A 20,993-nucleotide genomic window follows, 5' to 3' on the forward strand; every position below is an offset into this window, starting at 1 on the left:
CTTATTTTTTGCTATAGGATATATTATCGAAGAAGGTTTGAAAATCAATATCAGTATTATTTATTTCAAATTTCTTTCTAAGTCTATACCTCGCAATTTGTATTGATTTCATACTCTGATGTGTAATATTTGAAATGTCTTTAGTACTTAAATTTAATTTTAGATAAGCACAAAGCTTCTTTTCATTGGGTGTTAAACTAGGAAATTGTTGATGTAATTTATCAAAAAAATCAGCATGTACTTGTTCAAACCTATATTCTAGTTCTTTCCAAACTTCTCCTTGATTAGCGTTTTGTAAGTTGTATACAATAGATCTTATCTTTTTCTTATTGGCATTATCTAAAGAAGTATCAATCTGTAATAATTCTTCATTAATAAGTTCATTCTGTTGCATTAAATGCATGATATTGGTTGTTAGTTCTCTGTCTTTAAACTTTTATCATAAGTCTTTCTTTCTCATAATTAAAGATAATTATTTAAGACTTAACTTGATGTCCAATCAAATATAGCAGGTCCAAGGTGATATTTTTTATATAAATCTAGTTGATAACTTTTTGTTGGAACAGTTTTGATAATTGCCAAATATAAAAAGATCCAATAATTTAATTATTGGATCATAGATCGGTAGTGATTTACCGAAAACAGAGTACTATGCAAAATTATTATTATGCTAATAATAATTTTGCATAGTACTCAATACGTTCCCAAACTTCTTTAGTCGCAGGAAAGTACCCACCATTTACTTTGACTAAATCTTCATGCTTTAGTTCTTCAAATTTCTGTTTCTTTAAACTTTTCATAATTGATTTAAATTTAATTGTTTTATTAAAAAAACATTGTGTTCAATGTAAAGATATATGTGTTGACGGAAATAAAACTTCCACTTTAGATTTTAATTTAACTTTGAATGAAAATTAATACGCCATCCCATAATTTCTTGAAGTAATTTTTGTTATATGTTTCGTACATATCATAAATAGGATTATAAATAATAATATTGTCTTCAGATATAGATGTTATGATCACAAATTGTGTAGAATAATTTAGAGGTTGAATTAGTGCTATAATAGGTAATGGTATTTTATTTAGACTTTCCATGGTACCTTTTACAGCTTGAGCATTCAAGTTTATTTTTTTTAATATGTTAATGAGTTCAGCTATTGATATTGCTGATTTGATACTTTTAATTTTATGTATTTTACCACGGTTATAGTCCAGTTCAGTTAAATCTAAATATTTTAATAAACAGTTTTTTGTGTTGGATGAATACTTATCTTTGTATTGATTATAAAATTTAGAAGTAGGACTATTAATAAAATCTTTCCTATTATCTGACAGTGTGATAAGACCATAATTAATCCATATCCTTAAGATATTTGTGAAGAATTTTTTGCTTTCATTTTGAAAGAAATATTTTTTCATTATTTCCTCCACCTTCATTGGACGCTTTTTAGCCTCTTCAATGATATTAAGTAAAATAGGATCAATTGTTAATGTGTGAGTTGAATAATAGTATAAATCAGTAAAAGTAATTTTTATCTGATTATGAATGTTTGCTTTCACAATCTTATTATCTTTTATTAAAATTCCTCCATCTTGAATATTATACTTCTCAAGAAATATATCATGAAACGGCGTTACTTTTATATACTTTTTTAGAAAATAAGAATCGAGAATGTCATTTTCCGAATAAAATAACCAGGGTATATTTGAATTACAATTTTTTTTATAAGAACGTTTTTTTAAATTATTAATAATGTTTTCTTGATTGTAACTATCTAATATAACAGGATTAATTTGAATAGAGGATTGATTCTTTTCATTAAATTCTAAACAAGTTAGTTCTGACAACTTAATGGTTTTTGAGTATGATTTTTTAAAGTCTACTTTACCTGGCTCTATAAGAACGTTTTCATTTTCTAAACATTTTAAATGTCTTTTAAAGTAAGAACTTAAAATATTATTTTCCTTGAAGTATAATACAATATGTTCCCATATTTCTGGATATTCAATTCTTAACGCAAATGATATAAAATTACAAATGTATTCCTGTTGTTTTGTTTTACTTAATGTATGTAAATATTTTGTTTTGTATGGTATTTCATGAACTTTAACAAAGTGGTGAAAATCTTCAGTAGTTTCAATCACTTTGTCTGATAATAAAGAATATGTTTTATTCTTTTTTTCAATTAATTGGTAAAGTAGATATTGTTCAGATATTACATTTATATTATTTACAGAAGTAAGTTGATTGAATAAATGCTTATTTTCATTATAAAAATCAAAAGCTAATTTTGTATATTCTTTAAAAAAATCAATATCAATGCCTCCTATGATACCTGCATTTAAAGCTTTAATTTTTCTTTCTACATCAATCCAACCTTGATGAAACTTATTTATTTTTTTAATTTCTTTAAGTGTGAATTTGTATATGTTTAAGTCTTCTTCAACATTTTGGCAAATAATATTACTATGTAGTAGTTTTTCATCAAATTTTTCCCATATAAAAACATCACCGTCTACATGTAAAAATGCTTCTTTTTGTAAACTATAAGTATGTAATTTAGAGTAAGCCCATAATCTACTGTCCATATTTTTCATTACCTCACTCTCAAGTGATAAATGAATTTTATTATATGGGATTTTTAGGGCTTTAAATACCTCAGAACTTTTGTAGTCTGTATGTAAGTCAACTTTTGAGTAGAATTTATTAAGTTGAGAACAAGATAATGCCCATGACATCCAATGAATTTCTGGACATAAAAAACCTCCATCATTCAAAATAGGATCAGAAGAATTATTAGCATTCCAATAAGTTTGTATGATATTTAACATGTCGTTTCGTCGTTAGTAAATAGGCTTTTAATATTCATTGCAATTATTGTAAAAAATATAATAGCAAAAAGTCCATTAATTAGAATACTTATACTGTAATTAATATTTAAATAATAATGTAAAAATGCTATAGTATTTGAGAGAAAGTGTAAATAAATACAAGTCCCAAGACTTTTATTCTTGATGAAAACTAATGATATGAAGATGCCAAGAAATAAAGCCCCAAAAAACTGATTAACAGATAAATGTATTATGCAGAAAATCACATTTGTAATTACTATTGCCCAAAAATTAGAAAATTTGCTTAAAAGACCATTTAAGATTATACCTCTAAAAATATACTCCTCAAAAATAGGAGCGAGTATTAAAGCCCCAATAAGGTGTAAAGGTGAAAATTCATAATTAGTACTGATATCTTGTGTAAATTCTATTAAAGGGAAATGTATACCAATTTGAAAACTTATAATGAATAATGATAATAATAGAACATTTGAGTTTTTAGGTATATTTATACTAAAGCTGATTTGGTAATTGAATAATATTGATATCAAAAAATGAATTAATATAAGACAGAGACAATAGGTAGTGAAAAAGATATTTACAAAATAATCAATATCTAAATCATATTTCGTTAGAATAAAAAAAACTGGAGAACTAATTATGAGAGGTACAATAATTAGAAGAATAGCTTGATAAATTTTATTAGGGAATATATTTTCCATTTCATATTTCTTATAATTGAATTACTTGGATGTTTTTATAAAAAAACACCCAAGTAAATTACCTTATTAATTATTCCATGCGTTATAAATGGCAACACCACCATTGTAAACTGCGTAACCAAAGTAAACTAAGGGATTACTTCCACTATACCAATGATAGTCAGCACCACCAATAGTGTTCTTTTTTTCATCTTGTGTTAGTTCTTTTAGACCAAATTTTTCTAAACTCATCGTAATAGAATATATTTTACTAATTCTTAATTAGTATTATTTTACCTACTCTATAATTTAGCTCAACTTTTAATTTTCGGTATCCTTAAAAGTAGATCATCAAATAGTTAGTTAGCTAGCTTTATTTTGATATTGTAAATGTATAGACTGTCGCGGAAAAAAAACTTCCGCGAGTAGATTATTTTATAATTTCTCCAGAAATTTTTAATAAGCGAACTTGTGATAAGATAAGTTCATATTGTGCATTGAAATAATTTAGAGACGCATTCATATAGCTATTTTGTACTTGTCGAAAATCAAATGCAGAAATACTCCCTAAATCTAATTGGGCTTGAGAAAGTTGAAGGTTTTCTGCTGCAGCTTGTTGGCTTTGTAAGCCTATTTGTACCTTTTTTTGGTTATAAGTATAGCTTGCAAAAAGTTGATTAAATTCTTTCTTTAAATCTAATTTTTTTTGTTCAAACCCTAGATGTGATTTATGATATTGTATTTTTGATGATTGAATTTTACGGTCATTTTGCCCCCCTTTAAAGATGGGAATAGTCATATTTAGACCTACAAACCCTCCGTATAAATGTCCTTTATTTGTTTGAGTAATAATATCACCTTCTATTGTTGGATATCCTGCTGTCAACCAGTTTAAATTTCCCTGATATCCTGACTCTAATGAAATCGTTGGGATTTTAGTTGTTTTATTAAGTTTTATATCGATCTCATTTTGTTCAAGTTTTGATTTTGAAATTCTCAACTGACTATTTTGAGTATTTACCTTATCAAAAATAATGGAGGAAGATAACTCTAATGTTGGTACTTGAAGGCTATCTGATAGATGAAAAACTTTATTAATTTGTTGTTCGCCAAGTAGGTAATTTAGCTCTCTTAGATCATTTTCTACTGTTAATTTTTGATCAACTAAGTTAACGGAATCTGTAAAGTAAGTTGTTTTTTCTCTAGTGAGTTCAAATCTAGAATTCTCTCCGAGTAAAACACCTTTTTCTAATCTAGAAATTCTTAAACTTGCATTCAGTTGTATTGTCCTTAATACATTGAGTTTTTCTTGTTCCAAGAGTACTTTATAATATTGAAAAACAACTTCTTCGATTTTATTTTCGATTAAGGATCGATATTGAAGAGAGGTCAATTTTTCTTGATTCTCTAACTGTTGTTTTTGAAAACTAACTTTTTGACCATTAAAGAGTATCCATTGTAAATCTATCGCAGCATCTAACTGAATATTATCATTTTGACCTTCTAGTGAAAATGGAGAGGCCGGTTGATTAATTTGTGATGTCCCTCTATTTCTATTTGAAAAATTTATTTGAGGTAACCTTCCAGCATTCCCCCAAGTATTTTGTTGCTGAGCATCTAAAACATCCTGTTGATATATGCGGATATCATAATTATTTTCTAATGCTTTTGTTATAGCATCTGAAAGTGTCAAAGAATGATTAGATTGAGCAAATAATGAAAAGGATATACACCAACTCAAGATAATGAGTATTAATTTTTTTTTCATTTTAGTTGATTTGCTTGAGTGATTTAACAGATTCTTCATGAATAAATCCAAAGAAAAAACAATAAGGTTTTTTATAACTATAACTCATTTTGTGTGAGTCATAATAAATATCAGCTCCCATTTCTCTCATTTGAGTTAGTAGCGATCGTAGTGTTCTATCTGAAATATCTAATTTATTAGCGAGTGCTTTAGGTGACCCTGTTGCTCTTCGTCGAATTAAAAAGTCAATTCTTTCAATTCTTGCTAGTTGTTTTTGTAATAACATGATTATAATTAGTTGTTAGTTAAACTGTTAATTCTTTCAATTCTCTAGGCATTTGAGACTCCCATAAGTCATTATATTTTCCATTTTGCTCTAGTAATTCAAAATGAATACCTTCTTCGACTAATTTCCCTTTGTCTAATACAATAATTTTATCAGCATGTTGAATTGTAGAAAGTCGATGAGCAATGATAATAATTGTTTTTCCTTGTACTATTAATTGATGAATAACTTCTTGAACATATTGTTCTGACTTACTATCTAATGAAGCTGTAGGTTCGTCTAATATTAATACTTCAGGGTTTTTATATAGTGCTCTTGCAATGGCTAAACGTTGACGTTGTCCGCCAGATAAAGTACTTCCTTTTTCTCCAATTTCAGTTTGGAAGCCATTAGGTAAAGATTCAATAAAACTTATAATACCTAGTTCTTTACAAATAGAAATTACTTTTTCAACATTTGGTTTTAATTCTCCTAAAGCAATATTTTCAATAACACTCCCTTTAAAAAGTTCAATTTGTTGAGGAACAACACCGATCATATTTCTCAATGACTTTTTAGTGATGTAGTTAATATTGATATCCCCAATTAAGATTTGTCCTTCTTGTATAGGATAAATTTTTTGAATTAATGCAGCGATAGTTGATTTACCAGAACCACTTTCTCCAACAATTGCTGTTAGTTTCCCTTTAGGAATTTTGAGGTTTAAATTCTTAAATACATCGACTTTAGACCCATATCGGAACGAGATATTTTGTAATTGGATATCACCTACTTTTTTAGGAGTAAGTATTATTTGTTCTTCATTTGTATTAGATTGTTCATTGTCTAAGTCAAGCAATTCAAATAAACGATCAGCAGCAATTTTTGCATTTTGCCATTGTGCATTCATACCTATTAGAGCAGCAACAGGACCTGTAAGGTAGTTTAGTAAAGCATTGAAAGATAATAATTCACCTGGCGTTAATTCTTTTGCTAATACAAAATTAGCTCCTACTCCTAATACAATCACAGTAAATATAATAGATACAAAATGGGTGCTATTTTCTGAAATAATATTTGTTTGAGAAATACTAAAGACATTTTTTAGTGTATCAACAAATCTAATTTCAGTTTTTAGGTTTGAAAAGTCTTCTGTACCCATTCTCTTAATTGTTCTGATAGCATCAATAGACTCAACTAATTGAGATTCTAATTCTGCACTGCTTTCCATTAATTTTCTTTGATACTTCTTATTTCTATAATTGACAAACCAGTATATTCCTCCTGAAACAGGTAATAGCAGTAACATGATAAGCGCAAGTTTCCATGAATAAATGAACATGGCAACAAAAGAAAAAATAAGGATACAAATATTGATAATAAGTGAGATAGCACTATCATTAATAAAGGCTCTGATTTTCACTGCATCATTAATTCTAGATACTATTTCACCTACTCTCATTGTATCAAAGAATTGTTGAGGGAGTTTTATAAGGTGTTGATAATATCCTAAAATCAATCGAGCATCTATCATTTGTCCTGTTCTGAGTATTAATTGACTTTTGAAGTAACCAATGATGGTTTGGAATACTAAAATGACAATCATTCCTACGCTTAATAACCAAAGTAAATTACGATTACCATCTACAAGAACATAATCAATAATTTTTTGGATATAAACGGAAGTACTTAATCCTAATATTGTAAAGACTAAAGCACCAATAATAGCTTGTAATACAACGCTTTTATGAACACTGATTAGTTCGTAAAATCTACTTTTAATAGAAATAGTCTCATTTTTCTTTTCAAAGGAAATGGAAGGCGTAATAAGTACAAGCACACCTGACCAAATTTTCTCAAAATCGGTTAACGAGTAATGATGATATTGCCCATCACCGGGGTCCATTACAATGACTTCTTTTTTATCTATTTTGGTAATTACTACAAAATGATGTAATCCATTTTCTAATACAACATGTGCAATAGAAGGAAATGTCGCATCAGGTAAAGCATCCATATCGCCTTTTACTCCTTTTGCATCAAATCCTAATTTTTTTGCCGCTTCAATAAGTCCAAGTAAGTTGGTTCCTTTCTGATCTGTAGAAGCAAGTTGTCTAATTTTAGCCACAGAAAAGTCTGCTCCATAAAATCTAGATACAGAGAGGAGGCAAGCAGCGCCACAATCTGTAATGTCACGTTGCTTGACTTTAAGTTTAGTCATTTTCATATTTAGAAGAGAAAAATAGTAGTTTGTTTTTTGTAAATGTATTATAGCTTAGCTACACGATTGTTTTTTTTATTTCTTATTGGGTTTAACCAATCATCAGTTTGATCATATAATAAGTCGAATAAACTTCTTTCAGTAACTACAAACCTAGCTTGTAAAGTCATTCCCTTCTTAAGATATCCCTTATATCCATTAGATAAGGTTAAGTAATTTCTCGAAAATTGACATTTTATTTTAAAAACAGGTTGTTTATCAAGTATTGTAACATCATGATATACTTGAGTAACTTTTCCTTCTATAGTACCCCAATCATTGTAGTTGTAAGCATCAATTTGTATAATTGATGGCATATCTTTTTGTAGCCAACCAATATCTTTTGGAGAAACATAACATTCTGCAATTAGATCAGAATGAGGTGTTATTTCACCAATGTTCTGATTGGTAAACACCATTGTTCCTTCATGAATTCCATTAAAATTTTGTAATATTCCAGTTACAGTAGATCGAATATAATGTTTACTAATTTGTTTCTGAAGTTGTTTAATTTCAGAATTTAAGTTCTCAAGTTTTATTTTATGATCGTCTAATTCGATTGCCCACTCTGAATGAGCTCTTTTCCATCTTAGAGTAAGTTTAGTTTTTGCTCTTTTACAAATAATTTCAGAATTTTCAACATCTTTTTCAGGAACAGCTTGCGTTTTAGCAAGAATAGCTTTTCTATTAAATTGTTTTTGTGCTAGCTCTATTTCTTCTTGTAATAATAGAATGTCATTATAAAATTCATCGTATTTTTTAAGGTAATTCCTTGTCCTTAAAGGATAACTAGTTTCTAGTTCATGAATTTCTTTTGATTCCCTACAGAGATCTATCAAATCTTTATATTGCTTATTTAAAATTTGAAAATGCTGTAAGGCAAAACCTCTTTTGAGAGATAATTCAGCTGTATCTAAAACTAATAATATCTGTCCTTTTTTAACTTCAGAATTATCTTTCACGTAGACTTCAGATACTTTTTCAGTTAAAGGAGATTTAAGGTCGAATTTTTCTAGAGTTGGACGTATTAAGCCTAACGATTGTATCGTAATAGGAACTTTAACAATTGGTAAACACCCTAAAACTACAATAGTTAAAATTAAAATGGTGATATAGATAGCATTAGAAGATTTGTTTAATTGAGTATAATAGCTAGGTAGTAATACTCTAATTAGTTCTTTTGGTAATAGCATTATTGAAAAATAAGTTTTAGTTTATGACAATAAATTTATATTGTTAATCTACTTATTCCCAATTTTCATTAGTTATATTTAAATAAAATCATTAAATATTTATAATTATTATTTATTTAATATTGTTTTAATATGAAATTTGTAATTAAAATTCTTCATAAGTAATACTATCAAAGAAAGTCTGGAAATCTATATCGGTGTTTGTAATTTCTAATTTCTTACGTAATCTATAACGAGCTATCTGGATAGATTTTACACTCTGATGAGTTATGTTTGAAATATCTTTAGTACTTAAATTTAATTTTAAATAGGCACATAACTTCTTTTCGTTAGGAGATAATGTAGGGTGCTTTTTATTAAGATTTTCAAAAAACGCAGAGTGAACCTGTTCAAATCTATATTCTAGTTCTTTCCAAACTTCTCCTTGGTTGGCATTTTGTAAATTGTAAACAATACCTCTAATTTTCTTTTTGTTTGAAGCATCTAACGAAGTATCAATTTGTAATAAATCTTCAGATACTTTATTGATAAGCTCGTTTTGTTGCATCAAGTGCATAATATTAGTAGTAAGCTCTTTATCCTTAAATTCTACCTGATTTTTTAAAGCATTATTTTGTTCTTGTGTAAATTGATGTTCAACAATAGCAAGCTCTTTTGCGATAGTAGCTTTTTCCTCGTTCTGTTTTGCATTAATTGTTTTTAGTCTTTGTACTCTTAAGATCATTAAAATAAAGAGAATAATACCAATAAAAATACATGACAATAGCCATGTTATTTTTTTCTGTTCTTCTTTATCACGTACTAATTTTATGTTTTCCAATGTTTCTTGTTGGTCTTCTTCTAAATCAGTAATACTTTTCTTGTATTCTTGTTTTAATAAATCATCTGAGACCTTTTTAAACTTTTTGAAATAATAAAAAGCCTTTTTAGTATCAATATCTTCAAATAAAAGATAAAGGTTTTTATATACATTTTTAATATCCACAGGAGATTTTAATGTTTCTCCTTTATGAAGGGCAGTAATATAAAATGTTTCAGCTTTATGAATAAACCCTTGCTGAGATGCGATGTGAGCAAAAGCCAATAATGAGTTTATTTCTCCCCTTGTATCACCTAATGTTTGTTTAATTTTATAAGATGCGTTAAGAACCTCTTGAGCATCTATATAACGTTTTTGATTTGCATATTGATTTGACAAATTATGTAACGCTTTTCCTTTCATAATTAGCTGACTTTCCGAAGTACACATTCGAATAACTTCATTAAAAAGATGAATAGCGTTTTCAGGTTCATTGATTGCATCATAGAGTGTACCTTTATTTAATAATAAATGAGGTAACAATTCTTCTTGTACATCAATAGAAAGATCTTTCACATGTTCAATTGCTTTATCATATTCAATAAGAGCTTTATCGTAATTTTTCTCTATTTGATATACTTGACATAGATTTGTTAAAGACCTTACTTCTAATTCTCTATTATGTGTTTTACGGAAAGACTGTATCGCTTCAAAATAAGCACTTCTAGCTTTTAAAGTTTGCCCTTTTAATAGAAGAATATTTCCTTTTAGATGATATAACTGACCTAATAATTTAAGGTCTTTATTTTCTTTAAAGAGCATGATTCCATCTTGTGCATAATCTAATGCTCTATTCATATCTACACGCAGAAAATGATTTCCTAACTCATACATTAGTTCACCCCTTTCTACAGGATTGAAAGTTTTTGATAGTTTCTGTTTTAAACTATCGGTAGTATTGGCAAAATGTATAGTAGATGTAATTGCAAATAAAATGAGTGTAGTAAAACTCGTTTTTAATGATTTCAACGTCTTAAGCTTAAATAAATCCAGAACTGGTTGTTAATAAGGTAGTAAAATTAAGTAATAATAAAATTCGATTGGTTCTGGTAATGTGATATTTAACGAAAGATAGGTGTTAACATTGTGTAGATGAACTTTGAAAAAGAAAAAATTTCAATTTAAGCACAATGCCTATTTAAAAAGACGTTGTATTTAAATTGAAACTTGTGAAGGTTAAAGACTAATTCCTTATGATAACTAGTCAGTTATAATTTCATGAACAACTTTTATAGAGGTTTTTAAGAAAATAGCATCATCATTTTTGTCAAAATATCTTTTTACATGATAACCTAAATCTTCAATTGAAATACCATATGCATAAATAATGTCATATAAATTACCTCCTTCTGTTTCAGTAGTAATATCAATTTTATTTCCGTCTTGTAAATAGACACTTATAAGTTGATTCTCCCCAATAGAAAATAATTTTAAATCTTCTAATTTTTCTGACTTTTCAGTATTATATACATTAACAAGTTGTTTGTTTTCAGTTCGACCTGATGTAGTAATATAATAATGGTAGTCTATTGCATCTTGTGTTGGAAAATTAGGTTCTACTATATCATTAGAATTACATGAAGCAAAACTTATAATTGTAAAAAATAATAATAGGTTAGATAGTAAATTTCTCATTTTTATAGTTTTATAAATTATTGTTTTTTTATAGCTATTAAAACGAGTAAAGCGCCCTTTACTTTCCCGAAAAAAGATCATTTTTTACCTAAAAAGGATATTTTAATAAGTTCTCTAATAATATGAACTTATCTGTTTAAATCATAGACTAAGTTTATAAGCATAAAAAAAACTGATAGCAGTTATTCACCACTATCAGTTTTATATATTGAGCTATAAAAATTAAGCTGTTACTGCAGACAGTAACTCGGCTAATTTCTTACCTGTTTGTTCAGTATTCATACGCTTATCCTCAGCAGTATCTTCAGACACAATATCTAAAGTTCTGTAGCCTTCTTTTAAGAATTGATCTACTGCACCGATGATAGCATCGCTTTCTTCTTTTAATCCAAAAGAGATATCTAATAATAAAGCACCAGAAAGAACAGAAGCGATAGGATTTGCAATTCCTTTACCTGCAATATCTGGAGCAGAACCATGAATAGGCTCATACAAACCAATAGTATTACCTACTGATGCAGATGGTAACATCCCCATAGAACCTGCAATTTGAGAAGCTTCATCCGTAAGGATATCACCAAACATGTTTCCAGTTACAATTACGTCGAATTGCTTAGGATCACGGATCAATTGCATTGCAGCATTGTCAATGAACATGTGTGTTACTTCTACTTCTGGAAATTCTGCAGTCATTTCTTGTACAGTTTCTCTCCATAAACGAGAAGATTCTAGTACGTTAGCTTTATCAACAGAGCATAATTTCTTACGACGTGTCATTGCTGATTCGAAAGCTTGACGAGCAATACGTTCTACTTCCATTTTAGAGTAACGTAAAGTGTCAATTGCTTCAGTACCATCTTCGTTGCGCTCACGAGGAGTACCGAAGTAGATACCACCTGTTAATTCACGGAAGAAAATGATGTCAGAACCTTGAAGAATTTCAGGTTTGATAGATGAAGTATATAATAATTCATCAAAAAGTTTGATAGGACGAATGTTAGAGAATAAGCCTAACTCCTTACGGATTTTAAGTAAACCTTGCTCAGGACGTACTTTTAAATTAGGGTTATTGTCATACATCGGCATACCAACAGCACCAAGTAAAACTGCATCAGATGCATTACAAGCATCAATTGTTGCTTGAGGACAAGGTGCGCCTGTAGCTTCAATTGCTGAGTGACCGATTAATGCTGGAGAAAATTCGAATTTATGTCCGAAACGCTCTCCAATAATTTCTAATATATTTTGTGTGATGCCAGTAACTTCTAAACCGATACCGTCACCTGCAAGAACTGTTATTTTCTTATTCATGATATTTTGTTGTTAGCAATTGAAAGAGTAGACTCTGTTTTGTTCGTACTCAGAAATTTTGTCTTTTAAGCTCAAAAGGTAGTCAATATCGTCATACCCATTGATTAAACACATTTTCTTGTAGTCATCAATTTCAAAAGACTGTTTGTTATCTTCTTTACCAGAAATCCAAGCAGTTTGTGTTTCTAAATCTACTTCTAAAGATGTTGAAGGATCAGCTTCAATATCAGCAAAAAGCTCTGCTAAAAATTCTTCAGAAACAACTAAAGGAAGTAAACCATTGTTTAATGCGTTTCCTTTAAATATATCTGCAAAGAAGCTTGATACTACGATTTTAAACCCGTAATCATCAATAGACCATGCAGCATGTTCACGTGAAGAACCGCAACCAAAATTCTTTCCAGCAACCAATACTTCACCTTTATAAGTGTCTTGGTTTAATACGAAATCAGCAATAGGCTGATCTTGTTTATCGTATCTCCAGTCTCTAAAAAGGTTATCCCCGAAGCCATCTTTAGTAGTGGCCTTTAAGAAACGAGCTGGAATAATTTGATCTGTATCTACGTTCTCAATATTTAATGGAACGCAAGTTGATTTTATATATTTCATTTTGATAAAGTCTCTTTTGATTAAACAGTAGCTAATTCTTCTCTCACATCAACAATATGACCATTTACAGCAGCAGCAGCAGCAGTAAGTGGAGAAGCTAGTAATGTTCTAGCACCAGGTCCTTGACGACCTTCAAAGTTTCTGTTTGAAGTAGAAATACAGTACATGCCAGCAGGAACCTTATCTTCGTTCATACCTAAACATGCAGAACAACCAGGTTCACGTAATTCAAATCCTGCAGCAGCAAAAGCTTTATCTAAACCCTCTGCTATTGCTTGTTTTTCAACTTGTTTAGAACCAGGTACAATCCAAACGTTTACACCGTCTGCTTTCTTTTTACCTTTAACAAACTCTGCTACAGCTCTTAAATCTTCTATACGAGCGTTTGTACAGCTACCAATAAATACATAGTCAATCGGTTTACCAATTAATGATTCACCAGCTTCAAGACCCATATAATCCAAGGCTTTTTTATCCGACTCACTTGCAGGAGCTGGAACAGCGATATCAACACCAATGCCCATTCCTGGGTTTGTACCGTAAGTTAACATTGGAGCAATATCAGCAGCGTCATATACAAATTCAGCATCAAAAGTTGCACCTTCATCTGTTGGTAAAGATTTCCAGTATGCTAATGCTTCATTCCATGCTTCACCTTTAGGAGCAAACTCTCTACCTTCTACATAATCAAATGTAGTTTGGTCTGGAGCTATTATTCCTCCTCTTGCACCCATTTCAATACTCATGTTACAAACAGTCATTCTACCTTCCATAGAAAGTGATTCGATTGCCGAACCAGCAAACTCAATAAAATAACCTGTTCCACCAGAAGCAGAAAGCTGTGCAATAATATATAATACAATATCTTTAGCAGTAACACCTTCTTGTAGCTCACCGTTTACTACGATTCTCATCGCTTTAGGCTTGTTTTGAAGAGTACATTGCGTAGACATTACTTGTTCTACTTGACTTGTTCCGATTCCAAAAGCAATAGAACCGAATGCACCATGTGTAGATGTATGACTATCTCCACAAACAATAGTTTTACCAGGTTGAGTAACTCCTAACTCTGGTCCTATTACGTGAACAATACCTTGAAAAGGATGTCCTAAACCATAGAGTTTTACACCAAATTCATCACAGTTTTTTGTAAGTGTTTCTACTTGGTGTCTAGATAAAGCCTCTTTAATTGGTAAATGCTGATCTTTTGTTGGTACATTATGATCTGCAGTACCCCAAGTCTGATCTACACGAGCGAGTTGGATTCCTCTTGCACGGAGACCGTTAAAAGCTTGTGGGCTAGTTACTTCGTGAATGAAATGTGTGTCGATGTATAAAACATCTGGAAATCCTTCTTTTCTTTGTACAACGTGATTGTCCCACACTTTGTCGAACAGTGTTCTTGGTTTGTTGTTGCTCATGTATCTATTGTTTTAAATCTATTCTTTCTCTAAAAAATCTTCTAAACAGTTGTATTATACACTGCCAAATATATAATTTCACAAGAATGTATAAGAATTAAGTGGAAATTTAGAACTATTTTCGCACCTTATTGCTGAGTGAGAAAATCTTTGTATTATTTTTGTCTCAATTTCCGTAATCATCAAATTCTGAAAACAATTACTAATATTAGTATGTTTTACATTCAGAAAATGTTGGTTATTATATTAACTGTAAAAGATTTACAGTATCAAATTTAACTACCTATGTAATTTTAAAAAATTCGTTCTGAAATATAATTACGATTTCAGAACTATTACAAGGTGTTTATTTAAATAAAAAAGTTATGCTAATTCAACCGGGTGAACTTCTTGCAAAAATCGATAATCCTTCGGATTTGAGAAAATTACCTCTTGATAAATTATATCAAGTATGTGAGGAGTTACGTCAATATATTATAGATAATGTATCTATTTATGGAGGACACTTTGGAGCAAGCTTAGGTGTTACAGAATTATCTGTAGCCATGCATTATGTATACAATACTCCCTATGATAGAATTGTATGGGATGTAGGTCATCAGGCTTACAATCATAAAATACTTACTGGACGACGAGATCAATTTCATACTAATAGACAGTACGGTGGTTTATCTGGCTTTCCTAAAAGAGACGAGAGTGAATACGATACTTTTGGTGTTGGGCATTCATCTACATCAATCTCTGCAGCATTAGGAATGGCAATAGCTTCTAAAGAAAAAGGAGATGACCGCCAACATATAGCTGTTATTGGAGATGGTTCTATGACTGCAGGAATGGCTTTTGAAGCAATGAACCATGCAGGAGCATCAGATGCAAACATTCTAATTATTTTAAATGATAATAGAATGGCAATTGATCCTAATCAGGGGGCATTAAAAGATTATTTAACAGATATAACTACTTCTCCTTTTTATAATAAAATAAAAGACGAAGTGTGGAACATGTTGGGTAAAGTCAAAAAGATAGGACCACATGCCCAACAAGCTGTATCTGCAGCAGAAAATGCTTTAAAATCTGCTTTATTAGAACAAAGCAATTTATTTGAAGCTTTAGGTTTACGCTACTTTGGACCTGTAGATGGTCACGATATAAATCATTTGGTTCATGTAATGGAAGATTTGAAAAAAATTCCAGGACCAAAAATTCTTCATGCTGTTACTGTAAAAGGTAAAGGCTACGCTCTTGCAGAAAAAGATCAAACTAAATGGCATGCACCAGGTAAGTTTGATAAATTAACAGGAGAGATTAAGAAGAAAGTTTTCACTACTCCTCAAGCTCCGAAATATCAAACGGTTTTTGGTGAGACCATTTTAGAAATGGCACGTGAAAACGAAAAAATAATGGGTATTACGCCTGCAATGCCATCGGGTTGTTCATTAAATATAATGATGAAAGAAATGCCTGATCGTGCTATAGATGTAGGTATCGCCGAACAACACGCTGTAACTTTTGCAGCAGGTTTAGCAGCAGAAGGAATGATTCCATTCTGTAATATCTATTCTTCGTTTATGCAACGCGCATATGATCAAGTTGTTCATGATGTTTGTATTCAAAACCTACCAGTGATTTTCTGTTTAGACAGAGCTGGTTTTGCAGGAGCAGACGGAGCGACTCATCACGGAGCGTATGATATTCCATTCATGCGTTGTATTCCAAACTTAGTGGTTGCAGCACCTATGAATGAAGCAGAGTTAAGACACATGATGCTTACAGCTGTAAATCATAGAACTTCTCCTTTCTCTATAAGATATCCAAGAGGACAGGGTGTAATGCCAGAATGGAAAGTGCCGATGGAAGAAATGCAAGTAGGTAAAGGCCGTAAAATTAAAGATGGCGAGGAAGTAGCTGTTTTAACTTTTGGACATATTGGTAATTACGTTGTTCAACTGTCAGATCGTTTCCAAGCTGAGGGTGTAAATCCTGCCCATTACGACATGCGTTTTGTAAAACCTATTGATGAAGAGATGCTTCAAGAAGTTTTTACAAAATTTGATAAGGTTGTTACTATAGAAGATGGTGCAATTATGGGTGGCTTTGGTAGCGCCATTCTTGAATGGATGATGGACAATGGTTTTACTAATAAACAAATTGTACGTCTTGGTATACCTGATACAATTATTGAACAAGGTGAACAAATTGAGCTGCAAAAAGAAGCAGGTTTTGATCATGATGGTATTTTAGAAGCTGTTTTAAAATTATCATCTAATGTGAAGTCTAAAAGCAAAGTTTTAGTGAAGAGTAAATAGAAAAATCTCCTTGTTTTTGATAAAACTAGGGATTGAGGCAATATTTTTGAAGTAAGGACTGTTTTAAAAGCAAGGCTTTTAGCAGTCCTTATTTTTTTTGACTGAAATTTAAGAGTCCGTTTACTTAGAGATAAATTAATTATGATCTTTCGTAAGACCTTCCGTTTTCGACTCATTGTATTGTTTGTAATAAATACAACCCTATTGTTAATGACATTAGGAACTGTATACCTTACAGCCAAATCTTTAACAGAAACTAGTGAACTAACTGAAAAATTTAAACAATGCTCTTCACTCTATACAGAGTCAGAAATATATTATAAAAACTTTTTATTAGAGGATTTAATCACATCAGAATTTTATAAGAACAGAAAAAGTACAAATACAGTTCGTTCTATAAATCTTTTAGATTCTTCTTTAATTGCTGTAGAAGAAGTAAGAAAGCAAATGGATGAATTGGATGATCCTAGAGCAAAAGAAATGGAGTTTTTAAGAGCTGATCTAGAGCAATTAAAAGCACAACAAGATTTTTTAATGCGTAAGTATCTTGATCTCGGTTTTAAAGACTGGGGAATGATAGGAAATATGCGTTCTAAAATACATAAAATTGAAGCAACTGAATTTGATTATAACTTAGGTTTACTCTTAACAATGAGAAGAAATGAAAAAGATTTCTTATTAAGAGGAGAATCAAAATACATTAGGTCATTTGATGAAAGTGTAGAGAATTTTGAGAAGCATATTGTTAAAATCTATCAACTTCAAAGAAATTCATCTTTTTCAGAACAAGATGTAAGAAAGTTGAGAGCTAGTTTAGCAGCTTATCAATTTGGTATGCATAAAGTAGTTGATTTAATGAAGTCCATTGGAAGAGGGCAAAATTCTGGATTGATGAAACAAGTTTCAGATTTACAAGGTCAGATCAATTTGCGTCTTTTAAGTCTTTCTGAAAATGTACTTTCTAATAATGCTACTTATGTAAAATGGATGGTTGCTACATTTTTATTTATCTTCTTTTTGCAATCTGTAATTTTGGGTTGGTTTATTTTTAGATTCACTCGAATGTTAAATAAGCGTTTTAACTTTTTATTTAAAATATCATCCGCTCTATCATCCGGTCAGAAGTTAGATAAATTGAAAGAAGAATCTGATGGTGTTTTTGATGAAGTTAAAGAGATTTCATCAAAAATATTTGAAGTAGATGAGCAATTTAGTGCTGCCAATGATTTTTCTAAAAAAGTTACTGATGGTAATGTTGATGTTAATTATCAGAAACAATTTGAAAATACTCCTCTAGCAAATGATTTACTTCAGATGCGTAATAAGTTTAGAGATGTTCAAGAAGAAGAATACCGCAGAAATTGGGCAACTCAAGGTATGGCTGATTTTAACCAGCTTCTACGAGTTAAAATGGAAGACGAAGAGGAATGGTTTGATAATTTATTAAGAAAAATAATAGAATATATTGGAGCCAGTCAGGGAACTTTTATTTTAGTTCAAGAAAATAAAAAGCAGCAACAAGTGTTGCAAGTAATGGCAATGTATGCTTATGATAAGAAGCGATACGAGTCTAAACACTATGATATAGAAAGTGGTCTTTTAGGGCAAGTATATAAAGAACAACAAATGGTTTACATTGAAGATGTACCAAATGATTATATCAATATTACTTCTGGAATGGGGGGAGCTAAACCTAAAAGCCTTGTCATATTACCGCTAATGTATAGTGATAAAATGTATGGAATTTTAGAAATTTCATCGTTTAATAAATTTGATGAGTATAAGATTGATTTCTTGTTAAAGTTATCAGAAGTTATAGCATCAAGCATCTCAGATATGGATACATCTAGAGTTGTTATTCAAATGAAAAATCAGTTAGATGCTCAAAAACAGCGAATTAGTGAATTAGAGAAGGAGATTTATGAGATAGAAAAAAATTAAGATAATTTTAATATTCTCTAACATTAGTTATACAATTAATACTTAAGGGCTTTGATTCTCTCTATGGTAAAGGGTAGGAATCACAGCCCTTTTTCTTAGTTTTACCATCAACAAATATAAACAGGATTAAATAAGGCGTTGCCTCAACAACTTTGTAACTATGAATGAACACAGAAAACCTACGTTTTTAGAATCTATTATACCAATTCTATTTTTACTCGTCATGCTCACTATAAATGTTTTAGTGTTTAAAGACGACGGCCTCTCGGGATCAAATCAAGTTGTTTTAATGTTATCTACAGCCGTTGTTGGTTGTGTTGCTATTTTTAGATTAAATGTAACATGGGATACTTTAATGGATGGAATAGTAAATAGTATTGGTGCAGCAATGCCATCAATATTAATTTTACTATTAATAGGTGCCCTTGCAGGTACTTGGTTATTAGGTGGAATAGTACCAGCAATGGTTTATTATGGTTTAAAAATATTAAACCCATCAATATTTTTATTTGCAACAATAATAATCTGTGCTATTGTTTCAGTAGCTACAGGTAGTTCTTGGTCAACAATAGCGACTGTTGGTTTAGCCTTACTTGGTATTGGAAAAACATTAGGTATGAGTGATGGACTAGTTGCAGGAGCAATAATTAGTGGTGCATACTTTGGTGATAAAATGTCACCTCTATCAGATACAACAAATTTAGCACCTGCTGTGGCAGGGACAGATTTATTTACACATATCAGATATATGCTATATACAACAGTACCTTCTTTTGTTATAGCCGCTATCTTATTTTTAATTATTGGTTTTGGATATGATTCATCTGTATCTCAAACAGATGTTCAAGAGGTGTTAGTTGCATTAGAGTCATCATTTAATATCTCACCTTTATTATTTTTAGTACCAGCTTTAGTTGTAGTATTAATAATTAAAAAAGTACCTGCATTACCTGCGTTATTAATTGGTTCTTTAGCAGGAGCAATAGTAGGTATTGTATTTCAACCACAAATTGTAGAGAGAATTGCATCAGGAATGAATGAAGGGTGGCAAAGTTCTTATATGGTTTTAATGAAATCTATGTATGAAGGAGTTTCTATTGAATCTGAAAATGTAATTGTTTCAGGGCTACTATCATCAAGCGGTATGGTTGGAATGTTAAATACTATATGGTTAATTCTAGTAGCAATGGCTTTTGGCGGTGCTATGGAAGTAAGTGGAATGTTACACAAAATCACAGAAACAATAATTTCTAAGGTGACGAGTGAAACAGGTTTATTTGCATCAGCTGCTTCAACTTGTATTTTCTTTAATGTTACAGCATCAGATCAGTATTTAGCAATTGTTGTCCCTGGTAAGATGTATGCCAATGCATTTAAAGAAAAAGGCTTGGCTCCTGAAAACTTAAGTAGAACACTAGAAGATACGGCAACAGTTACTTCGGTATTAGTTCCTTGGAATACATGTGGTGTAGCACAATCTACAGTTTTAGGTGTAGCGACAGGTGCTTATTTACCTTATTGCTTTTTTAACCTGCTTAGTCCTGTAATGACAGTGTTATTTGCAGCATTAAAAATTAAAATCAAGAGAATTGATAATTAGTAACTGATAAGAAAACTCAAAAGGTTTTTTAGAATATATAGAAAGAGTATGTACTGAATAAGTATGTACTCTTTTTTTATTAAAAATGACACGTTTTTTGATTATTAAACATGTTAGTGTTAACATTTTAACACCATTTTAGGGTTTAAAATGGGATTTATTTAATAATTGTAAATAAAATTACCTAGAAAGTGTTTGTATTAATAAACTTTTTATTACATTTACATCAGATAAGACATTAAAGATTAAAAAATATTTAAAATTTTTGATTGATAATGGGTTAATAAAATTAGGTTTAACAGGAAAGAGC

At 30.3% G+C, this 20,993-nt stretch carries 17 protein-coding genes; 3 read left to right on the forward strand and 14 right to left on the reverse strand.

Annotated features, from left to right (window positions below; translation table 11 throughout):
* Position 1: 1 nt before the first annotated feature.
* From KM029_RS13135 to leuC, 14 genes are all read right to left on the reverse strand, one after another.
* The gene (locus tag KM029_RS13135) at positions 2-403 is read right to left on the reverse strand and encodes a helix-turn-helix transcriptional regulator (RefSeq protein WP_144073700.1); all 402 of its coding nucleotides are present in this window, start codon (positions 401-403) and stop codon (positions 2-4) included.
* Between the two features lie 262 nt (positions 404-665).
* On the reverse strand, positions 666-800 hold the full coding sequence (locus tag KM029_RS27035) for a hypothetical protein (protein ID WP_260412526.1): 135 nt from the start codon (positions 798-800) through the stop codon (positions 666-668).
* Positions 801-897: 97 nt separating this feature from the next.
* Positions 898-2,835 carry a DUF6734 family protein gene (locus KM029_RS13140; protein ID WP_144073701.1) on the reverse strand — a complete coding sequence of 646 codons (1,938 nt, stop codon included), beginning with the start codon at positions 2,833-2,835 and terminating at the stop codon, positions 898-900.
* Complete coding sequence (locus KM029_RS27165) at positions 2,829-3,557, reverse strand: CPBP family intramembrane glutamic endopeptidase (protein WP_144073702.1); 729 nt, start codon at positions 3,555-3,557, stop codon at positions 2,829-2,831. The genes KM029_RS13140 and KM029_RS27165 overlap by 7 nt, the downstream gene beginning before the upstream one ends.
* 66 nt (positions 3,558-3,623) lie before the next feature.
* The gene (locus tag KM029_RS13150; RefSeq protein ID WP_158631052.1) at positions 3,624-3,788 is read right to left on the reverse strand and encodes a hypothetical protein; all 165 of its coding nucleotides are present in this window, start codon (positions 3,786-3,788) and stop codon (positions 3,624-3,626) included.
* A gap of 178 nt (positions 3,789-3,966) precedes the next feature.
* Positions 3,967-5,304: a TolC family protein gene (locus tag KM029_RS13155; RefSeq protein ID WP_158631053.1), complete on the reverse strand. Its 1,338-nt coding sequence runs from the start codon at positions 5,302-5,304 to the stop codon at positions 3,967-3,969.
* Position 5,305: 1 nt separating this feature from the next.
* Complete coding sequence (locus KM029_RS13160; RefSeq protein ID WP_144073704.1) at positions 5,306-5,569, reverse strand: HTH domain-containing protein; 264 nt, start codon at positions 5,567-5,569, stop codon at positions 5,306-5,308.
* 19 nt (positions 5,570-5,588) lie between these two features.
* Entirely contained in the window at positions 5,589-7,775 is a 2,187-nt protein-coding gene (locus tag KM029_RS13165) for a peptidase domain-containing ABC transporter (RefSeq protein WP_317130448.1), read from the reverse strand.
* A gap of 41 nt (positions 7,776-7,816) precedes the next feature.
* Positions 7,817-9,001, reverse strand: coding sequence for an HlyD family secretion protein (locus KM029_RS13170; protein WP_144073705.1), 1,185 nt, complete (start codon positions 8,999-9,001; stop codon positions 7,817-7,819).
* Positions 9,002-9,146: 145 nt separating this feature from the next.
* Complete coding sequence (locus tag KM029_RS13175; protein ID WP_144073706.1) at positions 9,147-10,829, reverse strand: tetratricopeptide repeat protein; 1,683 nt, start codon at positions 10,827-10,829, stop codon at positions 9,147-9,149.
* A 231-nt stretch (positions 10,830-11,060) separates the two neighbouring features.
* Positions 11,061-11,495, reverse strand: coding sequence for a hypothetical protein (locus KM029_RS13180; RefSeq protein WP_144073707.1), 435 nt, complete (start codon positions 11,493-11,495; stop codon positions 11,061-11,063).
* Between the two features lie 222 nt (positions 11,496-11,717).
* Entirely contained in the window at positions 11,718-12,806 is a 1,089-nt protein-coding gene (leuB, locus tag KM029_RS13185; protein WP_144073708.1) for a 3-isopropylmalate dehydrogenase, read from the reverse strand.
* 12 nt (positions 12,807-12,818) lie between these two features.
* Positions 12,819-13,415 carry a 3-isopropylmalate dehydratase small subunit gene (gene leuD / locus KM029_RS13190; RefSeq protein ID WP_184679478.1) on the reverse strand — a complete coding sequence of 199 codons (597 nt, stop codon included), beginning with the start codon at positions 13,413-13,415 and terminating at the stop codon, positions 12,819-12,821.
* Between the two features lie 20 nt (positions 13,416-13,435).
* Positions 13,436-14,836 carry a 3-isopropylmalate dehydratase large subunit gene (gene leuC / locus KM029_RS13195; RefSeq protein ID WP_144073710.1) on the reverse strand — a complete coding sequence of 467 codons (1,401 nt, stop codon included), beginning with the start codon at positions 14,834-14,836 and terminating at the stop codon, positions 13,436-13,438.
* Positions 14,837-15,201: 365 nt separating this feature from the next.
* Between leuC and dxs the strand changes: the two genes are divergently transcribed.
* The 3 genes from dxs to nhaC all read left to right on the forward strand — a co-directional run bounded on the left by dxs (position 15,202) and on the right by nhaC (position 20,683).
* Positions 15,202-17,142, forward strand: coding sequence for a 1-deoxy-D-xylulose-5-phosphate synthase (gene dxs / locus KM029_RS13200; protein WP_144073711.1), 1,941 nt, complete (start codon positions 15,202-15,204; stop codon positions 17,140-17,142).
* A 210-nt stretch (positions 17,143-17,352) separates the two neighbouring features.
* Entirely contained in the window at positions 17,353-19,083 is a 1,731-nt protein-coding gene (locus KM029_RS13205) for a GAF domain-containing protein (RefSeq protein ID WP_158631054.1), read from the forward strand.
* A 160-nt stretch (positions 19,084-19,243) separates the two neighbouring features.
* On the forward strand, positions 19,244-20,683 hold the full coding sequence (gene nhaC / locus KM029_RS13210; protein WP_144073713.1) for a Na+/H+ antiporter NhaC: 1,440 nt from the start codon (positions 19,244-19,246) through the stop codon (positions 20,681-20,683).
* Positions 20,684-20,993 lie beyond the last annotated feature (310 nt).

This window comes from Flammeovirga kamogawensis, from assembly GCF_018736065.1.
GTDB lineage: Bacteria > Bacteroidota > Bacteroidia > Cytophagales > Flammeovirgaceae > Flammeovirga > Flammeovirga kamogawensis.